8 protein-coding genes and 1 pseudogene are annotated in these 13,190 nt (G+C 43.2%); 3 read left to right on the top strand and 6 right to left on the bottom strand.

The genetic code is table 11. The features are described from left to right. Positions 1–77 precede the first annotated feature (77 nt). The 4 genes from AXE82_RS08495 to AXE82_RS08480 are packed head-to-tail and all read right to left on the bottom strand — an operon-like array spanning position 78 to position 6,232. The gene (locus tag AXE82_RS08495; RefSeq protein ID WP_062333639.1) at positions 78–3,218 is read right to left on the bottom strand and encodes an efflux RND transporter permease subunit; all 3,141 of its coding nucleotides are present in this window, start codon (positions 3,216–3,218) and stop codon (positions 78–80) included. Continuing rightward, the gene (locus AXE82_RS08490) at positions 3,208–4,437 is read right to left on the bottom strand and encodes an efflux RND transporter periplasmic adaptor subunit (RefSeq protein ID WP_062333637.1); all 1,230 of its coding nucleotides are present in this window, start codon (positions 4,435–4,437) and stop codon (positions 3,208–3,210) included. Before AXE82_RS08490 ends, AXE82_RS08495 begins: the two co-directional genes overlap by 11 nt. Before the next feature lies 1 nt (position 4,438). Continuing rightward, on the bottom strand, positions 4,439–5,764 hold the full coding sequence (locus AXE82_RS08485) for a TolC family protein (RefSeq protein ID WP_062333635.1): 1,326 nt from the start codon (positions 5,762–5,764) through the stop codon (positions 4,439–4,441). A 54-nt stretch (positions 5,765–5,818) separates the two neighbouring features. After that, positions 5,819–6,232 (bottom strand): cation efflux protein, CzcI-like, encoded by a 414-nt coding sequence (locus tag AXE82_RS08480; protein WP_228140531.1) that lies wholly within the window; start codon positions 6,230–6,232, stop codon positions 5,819–5,821. A gap of 335 nt (positions 6,233–6,567) precedes the next feature. Between AXE82_RS08480 and AXE82_RS08475 the strand changes: the two are divergent. Continuing rightward, a pseudogene (locus tag AXE82_RS08475) lies at positions 6,568–6,864 on the top strand (transposase); the annotation flags it as partial. Here AXE82_RS08475 and AXE82_RS08470 read toward each other — a convergent pair. Together AXE82_RS08470 and AXE82_RS08465 are read right to left on the bottom strand one after the other, a co-directional pair. After that, complete coding sequence (locus AXE82_RS08470) at positions 6,848–7,135, bottom strand: UDP-N-acetylglucosamine--N-acetylmuramyl-(pentapeptide) pyrophosphoryl-undecaprenol N-acetylglucosamine transferase (RefSeq protein WP_436405172.1); 288 nt, start codon at positions 7,133–7,135, stop codon at positions 6,848–6,850. The pseudogene AXE82_RS08475 and the gene AXE82_RS08470 overlap by 17 nt on opposite strands. A 236-nt stretch (positions 7,136–7,371) precedes the next feature. Next, positions 7,372–9,582, bottom strand: coding sequence for a PhoX family protein (locus AXE82_RS08465; protein ID WP_062333630.1), 2,211 nt, complete (start codon positions 9,580–9,582; stop codon positions 7,372–7,374). Between the two features lie 635 nt (positions 9,583–10,217). Here AXE82_RS08465 and rpsO point away from each other — a divergent pair. Together rpsO and pnp are read left to right on the top strand one after the other, a co-directional pair. Continuing rightward, on the top strand, positions 10,218–10,487 hold the full coding sequence (rpsO, locus tag AXE82_RS08460) for a 30S ribosomal protein S15 (RefSeq protein WP_062333628.1): 270 nt from the start codon (positions 10,218–10,220) through the stop codon (positions 10,485–10,487). A 395-nt stretch (positions 10,488–10,882) separates the two neighbouring features. Beyond that, positions 10,883–13,024, top strand: a complete 2,142-nt coding sequence (gene pnp / locus AXE82_RS08455) for a polyribonucleotide nucleotidyltransferase (protein WP_062333626.1) — start codon at positions 10,883–10,885, stop codon at positions 13,022–13,024. Positions 13,025–13,190: the final 166 nt, after the last annotated feature.

Below are 13,190 nucleotides of genomic sequence, written 5' to 3'. Positions count from 1 at the left end.
TCCTTATTCTATTTATGATGAGCAGAGATATTGGATAACAGCCAATATCTCTGCTGTAAATCGACTAATCTATTGGATTAAGAAACTTTTTTTTCATTTATCCAACGATAAAGCACGGGTAACAGCACCAAAGTTAGTAATGTTGAAGAGATAATCCCGCCAATCACTACGGTTGCCAGTGGCCGTTGAACCTCAGCCCCTGTTCCGGTTGCCAGCGCCATTGGTACAAAACCCAGTGAAGCCACACAAGCTGTCATCAACACTGGTCTTAAGCGCAAAATAGCCCCTTGCCACACGGCTTTATGCACTGGATATTTGTCCCTTAATTCCTTAATAAAGGTCAGCATTACCAGTCCATTGAGGACTGCAACACCAGATAAGGCAATAAAGCCAATTCCAGCTGACATCGATAATGGAATATCCCTTAGCCAAAGGAACAGCACACCACCGGTCAAGGCAAAGGGTACCCCGGTAAAGACCAATAGACTTTCTTTGACATTGTGAAAGACCGCCATCAGTAAAATAAAGATAGTGATTAAAGCCAGTGGAATCACGATTTGCATCCGTGCTTTGGCTGAAGCCAAATTTTCAAACTGACCGCCATATTCTATCCAATAACCACTTGGCAAAGTGTATGCTTTGAGCTGTGTCTGTACATCAGAAACAAAAGACCCTAAATCACGCCCTTCAACATTCGTTGTAACCACAACTCGGCGTTTACCATTTTCTCGACTGACTTGGTTGATTCCTTCAATGGTCGAGACTTGCGCGACATCCGACAATAAAATACTGCCACCATTTGGAAGCTGAATAGGTAACTGGGAAACAGATGCGACACTACGGTCTTGCTCTCCAAGACGGATAACAAAATCAAAACGACGATCGCCTTCTAAAATCTCTCCCACGCTTTGTCCACCAATACTGGTTGCCACAAGGTCTTGAATTGAACGCACACTCAAACCATATTGTGCAGCCAAAGTTTTATTTACCTCGACATTCAGTAATGGCAAACCTGAGGTCTGCTCAACTTTCACGGCACTGCTACCCGATATTTGCTGAATGATTTTGGAGATTTTAGTCGCCTCAGTATTGAGGACATTCATATCATCACCGAAGATTTTCACACCAACATCACTACGCACACCTGAGATCAATTCATTAAATCGGAGTTCAATCGGTTGTGAAAATTCACTATTATTGCCTGGAATCGTGGCTAAATACGTCACCATACGGCCACGTAATTCATCTAAACTTTCTTTAGGATTTGGCCATTCTGAACGAGGCTTTAACATGATATAGCCATCTGAAATATTGGGTGGCATGACATCTGTTGCAACCTCGGCTGTACCCGTTCTGGCAAATACTGCCTTAATTTCAGGGAAACTCTTTAAAAGAAGTTTTTCAGTATTCTTCTGAATACGTAAAGACTCTTCTAAGCCTGTACTTGGTGAACGTAACTGTTGTACCGCAAAGTCTCCTTCACTGAGCTGTGGTGCAAATTCACTGCCGAGTTTGGTACTGATAAATCCCGTAATCACTAATACACACAGTGCAAAAGTCAGCACAACTGCTTTGTATTGATACGAAATATCAAGAGTTTGCTGATATTTAGCTTTTAGCCATAACATCCAACGACTTTCTTTTTCTTGAATATCGCCTTTGACCCACAATGCCACAGCAGCAGGCACAAAGGTGATCGATAAAATAATGGCTGCAACAAGGGCGAGTACCACTGTCAATGCCATCGGATGGAACATTTTTGCTTCCACACCACTTAAAGCAAAAATCGGCAAATACACCACCAAAATAATAAGCTGACCAAAAATAAGAGGACGACGTGCTTGGCGGGCAGCCAGAAAAACTTCCTTAAAGCGTTCACTTTGTGTGAGAGGTCGTTTTAACAGTTGCTGTGTATGGGCTAAACGCCGGATACAGTTTTCGACAATCACCACAGCACCATCGACAATGATGCCGAAATCGAGTGCACCTAAACTCATCAGATTGGCACTGATATTTTTCTGTGCCATCCCGGTTAAGGTAAACAGCATAGAGAGTGGAATGACACAGGCAGTAATCAAGGCAGCACGGATATTCCCTAAAAACAGGAACAGAATGATGATGACCAGGATTGCTCCCTCTACCAAGTTTTTCTGAACGGTTTTAATCGCCTTCTCAACCAAGGTAGTACGGTCGTACACCGTTTCAATCACTACCCCTTTAGGCAAACTATTCTGAATATCTTGAAGCTTGGCATCCACAGCTTTAGAAACAGTCCGGCTATTTCCACCCATCGCCATCATGGCAACCCCTAAAACGGTTTCTTTGCCGTTATAGGTTGCCCCACCGGTTCTTAAATCATGCCCAATAGAGACTTGCGCAATATCACCAACCCGAATTGGGCTGCCATTTGGGCTACCCAGCATGGTGTTCTCAATATCAGAAAGCCCATTGAATGCACCCGGTACACGTACCGTCAGTTGCTGACCATTGTCTTCAATATAACCTGCACCTCGGTTCTCATTATTTTGCGCTAAAGCCTGTTGCAGTTGTTCTAATGAGATATTCAGTTGCTGCATCCGGTTTAAATCGGGAGAGACCACATAGGTTTTTTCAAAACCACCAATACTGTTGACCTCTGCAACTCCCTTAACACGTTGCAGTTGAGGACGCACAATCCAGTCCTGAATCTCACGCAAATCCATCGGCGTATATGCAGTTCCATCCGGCTTTTTCGCATTCGGATCTGCCTTCAGTACCCATTGATAAATCTCACCGAGACCCGTAGAAACGGGGGACATCGTCGGTGCGATTTGTGCAGGCAACTCAGATTGCGCCTCCTGTATCCGTTGGTTAATCTGCTGACGGGCCCAATAAATATCAGTCCCATCTTTAAAGACAATGGTGACTTGAGAGAGTCCATAACGGGATATGGAACGGGTAAGCTCCAGATCCGGAATGCCAGCCATGGCATTTTCAATGGGATAGGTAATCCGCTGTTCGACTTCAAGCGCAGTAAAACCCTTGGCTTGGGTATTGATCTGTACTTGGGTATTGGTAATGTCAGGAACAGCATCAATCGGCAACTTCTGATAACTATAAATACCCACTGCAATCCAGGTACAGGCAAAGAGCAACACCCAAATCGCATTTTGTATGGAAAACTGAATGATTCGTTCGAATAAACCTTCTGGTTTTGGCAGATCAGAATTAATGTCCATGGCCTGCCTCGTCTTTTTCTAATTCAGACTTTAATAGAAAACTGCCATCCGCAATGTATTTCTGCCCTTCAGTTAATCCAGAAATGACTTCTAGCCATTGCCCATCCTGACTGCTCACGCCCACTTCTATTGGCTGTGCTTTAAGATGAACCAGTCCCTTTTCTTCAGACTCAATCACAAATACCACAGGTTTTCCTTCAACCTGCTGTAAGGCTTTTTTCTGGACTCTTAACGCTGTTTTTGCTTGTGCATCAGTCACAAAAACATTTACCAAAACATTTGGACGCAGTACATCCGCTTGTGTGGTGACTTTGGCACGCACTTGTAAACGTCCAGTTTGTAAATCTGCCTGTGGATTCAGCGTTTGTACTTTTGCTTGGTAATTTTGATCAGAACCATTGGTTTTAAAGTTTAAAATTTGCCCTGCTTGAAGGTGAATATTTGAGGTATTTGGTAGATTAAATTCCAACCAAAGGTCTTTTAGATTTTCAATCACAAAAAGCTGATCCGCCAGTTGGACATTTTCACCGACCACAATATCTTTTTTACTGATCACCCCAGAGATCGGTGCTTTAATCAGAAAACGCCCATTGTTATTGCCACTTGCACCTAATGCATTTAAACGTGCTTGTGAGGACTGGACAGTAATCTGCGCTTGACGGTAGGCATTTTCGGCACGCTGGTAATCCTGTTTGGCAGAAATCCCCTGTGACCAGAGTTGCTGTTCGCGCTGGTAATCTTTACGGGCCAAATCCAGATTCACCTGTGCCATACGCAGATTTGCCTGTTGGTCGATCAGTTCAGGCAGGATTAGTACAGCCAGCGTTTGTCCTTTTTGCACGCTCTGTCCTAAAGCCACATTGACCTGCTCGACATAACCACTAAAATTAGGCGATATCTGCGCTTGTTGATCGGTATTCACCACCAATTTACCTGGCAGGGTTGTCAGCTTTTCAACCAATCCTGTGGATGCAACAGCAACTTTTAAACCTTGTTCAACCATTTGTTGGCTGGTCAGTTGTATTTCGCCTTCTTCAGCATGTCCTTCTTCAGAACTATCTTCATCAGAATGTTCGGCATTTCCCTCATCATAACCACGCCCCTCAGATTCAGTTTTTTTTGAACTTAACCAAATAGCCAGACTGACCAAGACCGTAATCAGAATCAAAACTACAATCATGAGAGACTGGGATATTTTTCCGTTTTGCTTGGCGTTCATTTTATCGTGCTCCCCCATTGATTAAATTTTGCGATGCTTCGACTGCCTTTTTATTCAGTTGTGTATAGGCATCCGAACGGCTAATTTCTTCATAACTTGTGCCAATACTGAGTGCCTCAGCTGCTAGGGCAGTTTGCCAAGCTTGACGTAGAATTTGTAATTGACCCAATCGAAGATTCTGCAGTTGGGTGGTTGCTTGCTGAACGTCGGTAATGGACAGTTTCCCTGCCTGAAACCCTTGTAAAGTACGGCTCTGAACTTTGGTCGCCAAAGTAACTTGTGCTGTTGTGGCATCGAACTGGCTACGTAAACCTTTGAGCTGATGCATGCTGTTGGCAATATCGAGTATTTGTTGCTTCAGCTCACGCTGCTGCTGTTGGTTCAGCAATATTTGCTGTTGCTGGACCATCGGGATCGCATATTGCTGGCGATTGAAAATATTCAGTGGAATAGCCACGCCGATTGCTAAAGTCGTATCGTTGCTTTTATTAGGGGTTTTGCTACGTCTCATGCCTACATTTAAAGTCGGATTGGGACGTGCCTGAATTCTTAAATTTTCAATTTGATGATCCGATTGCTGAATGTTCAAGGCATAGAATTTTTCTAGCCACCCTTCAGCAATATACCGTTGCACAGTTTGGAGACTTTGCTCTGGCCAAGGGATAGCGGTTTTATTCAATTGAAGATGTGAAGATGTTTCTCCCCCCCACAAATTAGACAGCTGACGACCGGCAGCTTGTTTATTCAGCATCGCTTGCTCATAAAGTCGTTGGATTTCTAGCGCTTCAATTTGGGCACGCTCAAAATCAACCAGGGCAATACTGCCTGCCTGATAGCGTTTCTGGGCACTGTCCAGATTGGCTTTACTTGTTTTTAACAGTACTGAATAAACAGACTGCTCAACCTCAGCAAGTGCAAATTGCGACCATGCAAATTTAACAATCAGTTGGCTTTGTGCCTTCCATAATTGCTGTTGCAATTGGATTTGTTGATTCGAGGTATTGGCAATCACCCGGTTCAGCTTACGCTGACCAAATAGATCTAGAGGTTGACTAACGCCAACATTGAATTCCTGTTCTTGACCTGAGCCAAAGCCAGACTGTTCTAAACTTATACTTGGATTCTGCCATAACCGACTTTGCTGAATATTCAATTCAGATATTTGCTGAACTTGTTGCCACGGCTTGTCTTGAGTCTGGTAACTTTGTACTTTTGCTAAAGCGGATTCAAAGCTGGTAACGTTTTCAGCATAGCTATATTGCATAGCCGCTGCACATATACAAGCAACCAAGCTATGACGCAAGAGTATAATTGATTGTGAAGACATGATTTTTCCCACTTATTTAAATTTAAATAATAAAAGTGGTGGGAATGTTTTAGGCTACCCCACCATGAGCGGGGAAAATTCGGGAGGTGGGCTTTGTTGAAACAGGTCAGGAGCCTGATAGCTGTTTTTCCAATGAAATTGTGGATTCACTTTAACTTCAGAGCTTGGATGAAACACATCTACTTTTTCATTTTGTACAATCACATGCATCATCGATGGTAGATGATCTTGATGATCTTCACCGATTTCTAAATCGCTACTGAATGTTTTTATGTTTTCTGACTGTCCATTATGATCGTGTTGACGACTATCGCTGGCACACAAGGTATTTTGGTGATGACCAAAATGATAACTCTGCTGTGATTGAGGCTGTTGTTCATGGACACAAAAGGCCGCCGCCACATTCCAAAAGCTTTGGAACATGAACAATCCAACCAAGACTGTAATCCATGTAGTAGAACGCATCATCATAACAATCGAAAAATTTGTACCAAGTATAAGGCTTAGAGCCACTCCAAGGTCAAGCTTAATAAATTAAATTAAACATTCAATGAACACTGAATAGCCGGCACTTTTGCAAATTTACCTTGTCTCTATAAGCTCACATCAATTTCAGGTAAGAATAACAATAGATAGTGAACCGTACCGGGTTTGTCGGAGACTTTTTATTTAAGTTAGGCCACCTGACCTAACGGGTTAATCTTATCATTGTACATTGCTTCAAACTCAAAAGGCAATTTCCATGATGAGAGTTTCCCAAACTTTGTGTAACTGCTTATAATCCACTAACAGGAGAATAAGCAATGACTAACCAATCTGACATCAAGAAACTGGCTGAGCAAATGGCCAGCAGCATGAAAAGCTTCGATGACATCAAAGACTTTCAAAAGCAGCTCATGCAGTCCTTCATCGACACTGCCCTAGAAGCAGAAATGGAAGAGCATCTCGGCTACCCCAAGCATGAAAAGGCAGACAGGCCTAATAAGCGCAATGGGCACACTAAAAAGAGAGTCCGTAGCGACACAGGCGAGCTTGAGATCTCCACCCCAAGAGACCGCGACAGTAGCTTTGAGCCTGTACTTGTCAGTAAGCACCAAACCCTACCACGATGTCGATTTTATTGGTTTTGATGATTTTGATAGCCGCTAATGTTGCTTTAAGTAAGGTTGACGGGGCTTTAAATAAGCGTTTGATACCGTTACCGCGTAATCCCTGCATATTGATGGCATGGTAGGTAAAGTCGTAATGTTGTAGCAACTCATTTTCCATACCGACTAGGGTGCCGAGCCAATGTACTTGGGCACCTGATTGTTGTAACGCTTGAGCCACCGCAATCGCGGGAAACACATGCCCACCCGTGCCTGCTGCCATCATCAGCACGCGCGGTTTTTGCATCGTTGGCTCACTCATTACAAAATCCTTATTCAATCGATATATTCATTGGGATTATCCCATCATAAAAGACCGATTATTTGGAAAAACAATCACCATAAAAATGGCAAAATCATAGCATTTTTTTTATACCTTTAAAAGATAAAAGGTTATTTTATAAAAAAACCCTTGAATCACTATTCAAGGGTTTTTGACAACTTTGTTGCGTGTTGAGCTTATTTTAATGACTCACCTAAAATCACACCGCCGTCTTTTTTGGTAATCATCACCGTCGCTGAACGCGGTGTAGTACCGCCCGCAATAGCACCCCAAGTCACACCATCAACATCTTCGCCTGGATGTTGGATATTGATGAAGAGCGTTTTAAAGTCTGGCGTTAAGGTGATACCCGTTACTTCACAACCTTTTGGACCGACAAAGAAACGTTTGATGTTTTGCTCATTGGCTTGCATACCGACGCGAGTTTTAATACCTGCAGATGTGGTTACTTCTTTACCATCATTGACTTTACCAGGCAACGCAGCTAGTAGCATACAGTTGGTTCTGCTAGTGTAAGCACCGTCATCGGTTTGAATCCACAATACGCCACGTGGGTCGAAGTATAGACCATCTGGAGAAGACAAATCGTTATTGGCGTTTAAACCAGACAGATTTTCTGCGGTTAAATCATTTGGCGCTGCAAATAGGTAGATATCCCAGTTAAAGCTGGTAGCTGTATGGTCGTTATTTTTTTCTGCCCAGCGAATGATATGACCGTTGCGATTACCCTTATCGCCAGCGTAGTTACGTGGGTTAGCAGCATTCATGCCATGTTTTGTAGGTGTACGGTTTGAGTTATTGGTCAGTGTCACATACACTTCACCCGTTACTGGGCTTACTGATACCCATTCTGGACGGTCCATTTTGGTTGCCCCCAATGCATCGCCCGCTAAGCGCGCATTGATTAAAACATCGGCTTGGTCAGCAAAGGCATATTTTGCATTGGCATTGGTTAATGCACCTTGACCGTGCGTTAGCGCTTTCCATTCACCTGTACCATCATCTTTAAATACTGCAACGTACAAAGTACCTTTATCTAAGTATTTATCCCCTGCTTTTAGACCACCACCGATATCAACGTTTGACCATTTTGCGTCTGAGACAAATTTATAGATATATTCGCCACGCGCATCGTCACCCATATACATCACAACTGGTTTGCCTTCTTCAACGGGCGCATACGCACAGTTTTCATGCGCAAAACGACCTAATGCAGTGCGTTTGACTGCATTACTATTTGGTTTAAATGGATCGATTTCAACGATATAACCAAAGGTGTTAAAAGCATTACGATAGTCATCTAATGCGCTTGCGCCTGTGGCTGTACTGTTCCAACGGGCAAATTCATCCATAAATTTTTCATCAGATTTAGGCGGAGTATGCCATAGATAGCCACCGCCTATACCGTTTTCTTTTAGACCATAACGACCCATCGCATAGTCTGCTTTATCCCCAATGATTGCTTTATCCGCACCACGGGCAAAGACGTTTATGAAGTTCTCTTCGGTGGTTAAATAAGTACCCCAAGGTGAAAGACCTGCACCACATTGGTTGTTGATACCGCGGGTTTTGGTACCTGTTGAGTCATATTTGGTTTTTAACATATCTGAACCAGCAGCTGGACCCGAAATTTTAATTTCTGAGGCACTGGTATAGCGTTTATTGAATTTTGAATCTTTAACCATTTCATAGCCGATACCATTAGCGCGGCGCTTCATTTCAACAACACTTACACCATGGGCATAGCACTCACGGCGAACATTGCTAGCAGGGCGTGTTTTAGCATAAATACCAGTTACCCCTGTTTGTGCCACGTAATCAGGAAGTACTGTGATGTTAGGATTTAGCGATTGATTGGTGTATTCATGATTGATAACCAATAGAGCATTATCTGACGCTTTTGCTGAGTAGTTATTGCCATTTTTACCAAAGAACCACATACCATCATGGTTATCACCCATACGGAATTGGAATGATTCTGGTACATTTTCGCGATTGTCTTTCCACTCAGGTACATCGCTACTTGTAATCAGTGGCGTACCAACATGTAAGATGGGTTCAGCATTGTAGCCGTCAGCAACCATCATCTCATTACCTGTATAATGAGCCACAGCAGTGAAGTTCAATTGCTTTGGTGTTTTTAAATCGCCAGTAGCAGGAACGGCTGGTGTAGCGCCATTTGAAGGTACATCATTGTCATTGTCATTGTCGCTACCACAGCCTACGAGCGGCAATGTGCCAAAAAACGCTGCTGCAGTCAGACCTGTACCACCTTTCAACATGGTGCGACGGCTCATACGTTTGGCAACAATTTGGCTAAATTCTGGATTTTTTGATGTGTTAGAGTCTTCTACGAAGTCATGATCAAAATGGTTATGTTGGGTCATGGCGATACCTCAGGCTAATAATTGATAAATTCATGAAATAAGTTAGTAAGCTGTTAGACACACTTATAAAATTATGGAAACAGCGTAGCAAGATTATGTGACAAATTATTGAACGTTAAATGACAGTCTGATTAAATCCTTCAGAATTAACACATTTCGCCATACCAACGGTATTATAGTAAAAACTGAATTATAGTGAACAAGGTCGCTCGTGGTGAGTTGGTCGAACCATAACGACCGCCACCCTTCGACAAGCTCAGGGCAAATGGTGCTTGTTATAATTTAGGATTCACTATATTACAGTTTTAACTATACTACGCCTAATGAGGCGGATGAAGTGACTGCTGATAAACTCACCACCGCGCCACAAGAGCAGCTTGACCGTCTTCATAGCGAAACACCCAAACAGCCTACGGGCAACCAGTAAATTGAAAGCTTGAATCTATTGAAAGCCTTAATAAATTCAACACCCTAATGCAAATTAGGGTTTTTTTCTTGGGCAATATTTGCTAAAATAATGCTCCTTTTTGACGGTTAACTACTGAGAAGCGTGGTTATCCTGATTTTTTTACACTAATCGACTCGACTGATAGACGATTAGGCTTCTCATTTTATGCTAAAAAAGCTAGGAAAATATTATGTTGACTAACCAAGACCGCGCAGACGTAATCGCAAAATTTCAACGCGCTGAAAATGACACAGGTTCTCCAGAAGTTCAAGTGGCATTATTAACAGCGCGTATCAATGACTTACAACCACACTTTAAAGCACACAAAGCTGACCATCACAGCCGCCGTGGTTTGATTCGTATGGTTAACTCACGCCGTACTTTACTTGATTACTTAAAACGTAAAGATGCAGACCGTTATACTGCATTGATTAGTGAATTAGGCTTACGTCGCTAATCTATCGGCGCATTATGAGCTTTATTCAATCAGCGGCTGCTTTTGGGTAGCCGCTTTTTTATGGGTTCAATATTTTTAGCCAATTTTTTTCACTTTTACCCTACCTATTAGCTTAGTCATTGCCCATCGTTGGCTATTAGTGGTTAAAGCGCAGTTAAAAGGTGGTGATTCGCCACAAAACTAGGTAGAATAGGCAACGCATTGTGCCTGCACAATCGCAGTTAACACTCACTTTTTTTAAAGTATTTTTTAACTTAGGCTGATTTAAGGCTGCTATTAAGCGAATTGGTAGATTGCTTCTAACGTTTGTATTTTTTGAAAAGAACACAAACGTTAGGGGCTATTACTAAAACTTAAATCGCCCTATTTCATCATACAAAGGATAAAACCGCATTATGTTTAATATTATTACTAAAGAATTCCAATATGGTAATCAACAAGTTACCTTAGAAACCGGTCGTATCGCACGCCAAGCTAATTCAGTCGTCGTCCACATGGGCGGCGTCTCTGTGCTAGTTGCTGTTGTGGTAAAAGACGAAGCGCAAGCAGGTCAAAACTTTTTTCCATTGACCGTCAACTACCAAGAAAAAATGTACGCTGCTGGTAAAATCCCAGGTGGCTATGGCAAACGTGAAGGTCGCCCATCTGAGATGGAAACCTTGACTTCACGCCTCATTGACCGCCCGATTCGTCCATTATTCCCAGAAGGCTACTTCAACGAAATCCAAGTGACCGCCACGGTGATTTCGTCAGACAAAACACAATATGCTGATATCGCAGCGATGATTGGTACTTCAGCGGCATTGGCAATTTCGCCAGCGCCATTTAATGGCCCGATTGGTGCGGCACGTGTCGGTTTTATCAACGATGAATATGTGCTAAACCCAAACCATGAAGCGCTAAAACAAAGTTCGCTCGATTTGGTGGTCGCGGGTACGTCGTCTGCGGTATTGATGGTCGAATCTGAAGCCAAAGAATTATCAGAAGACCAAATGCTTGGCGCGGTACTATACGGTCACGCCCAGCAACAAGTCGTGATTGATGCCATCAATGAATTTGCCAAAGAAGTTGGCGTACAAAAAAACCAATTCGTTGCCCCTGCCGTCAACGAAGCTTTGCAAACTACCCTACAAAATCAATTTGCTGCAGCGATTTCAGAAGCGTATACCATCAGCGAAAAAGCCAACCGTTATACTCGCCTTGATGAAATCAAAAACCAAGCCATTGAAGCCTTAGCCGGTGATGCGGAAGCTGAAGGCTATGCCGACAACGTGGCACAAATCAAAGAGCTATTTGAGACCCTAAAATACCGTACGGTCCGTGACAATATTTTGTCTGGCAAACCCCGTATCGATGGTCGTGACTTGCAAACGGTTCGTGCCTTAGACATCCAAGTTGGCTTATTGCCTTACACGCATGGTTCAGCGCTATTTACCCGCGGTGAAACACAAGCGCTCGTTACCACCACGCTTGGCAACAGCCGTGATGTGAACATGATTGACACCCTTGCGGGCACCAAACAAGACCACTTCATGCTGCATTATAACTTCCCAAGTTACTCAGTGGGCGAAACGGGTCGTGACAGCGGTCCAAAACGCCGTGAAATCGGTCATGGTCGCCTAGCACGCCGCGGTCTACAAGCCATGCTGCCAGATAGTGACCGTTTCCCATACGTGATTCGTGTTGTATCTGAAATCACCGAATCCAATGGTTCATCATCAATGGCATCTGTCTGTGGCGCATCACTGGCGTTAATGGATGCCGGCGTACCACTCAAAGCGCCGGTTGCTGGTATCGCTATGGGTCTGGTTAAAGAAGGCGAGCGTTTTGCCGTGCTGTCTGACATCTTGGGTGATGAAGACCACCTAGGCGATATGGACTTTAAAGTCGCAGGTTCTGCCAATGGCGTGACTGCACTACAAATGGATATCAAAATTGAAGGTATCACCCCAGAGATTATGGAAAAAGCCCTACATCAAGCGCATGCGGGTCGTATCCATATTTTAAATGCAATGAATGAAGTGATTTCAACCAGTCGTAAAGAAATCAACGCCCACGCACCAAACTTTGCGGTGATTGATATCGACCCTGAAAAAATTCGTGACGTGATTGGTAAAGGTGGTGCAACCATTCGCCAACTGACTGAAGAAACAGGCGCAGTGATTGATATTGATGACAATGGTACCATTCGTATCTTTGGTGAAAACAAAGCCGCGACCAAAGCCGCGATTGCTAAAATCGAGGCGATTACGGCAGAAGTAGAAGTCGGTAAGACTTATACAGGTAAAGTGGCTCGTATTGTTGAGTTTGGTGCGTTTGTCAATGTATTACCTAATACTGACGGTCTGGTGCATATCTCACAAATCTCTGATGCGCGTATCGAGAATGTGAATGATGTACTAAAAGAAGGTCAAATGGTGAATGTACTGGTACAAGACATCGACAACCGTGGTCGCATTAAACTTACCATGAAAGGCGTGGATCAAACCATCGCGTCAACTGAATCTGCTGATACTGAAACGCCAGCGGTTGAATAACTTTATTAAAGTTTAATTGTCAAAAAATGAAAACCGCTTTATCGTAAGGTAAAGCGGTTTTTTTGGAATAAATTTTGGCAAACGCTATGAAACCATTATTATAGGATTTAGAAAAAATGCCCGATAATAAGAAGGTTTTGAGCACGCTGGCAATTTACTACTTGCA

This window comes from Moraxella osloensis, assembly GCF_001553955.1.
Taxonomy (GTDB): domain Bacteria; phylum Pseudomonadota; class Gammaproteobacteria; order Pseudomonadales; family Moraxellaceae; genus Faucicola; species Faucicola osloensis.
Note: the sequence above shows the minus strand (reverse complement) of the source record. Positions and strands in the feature narration are given on the sequence as shown.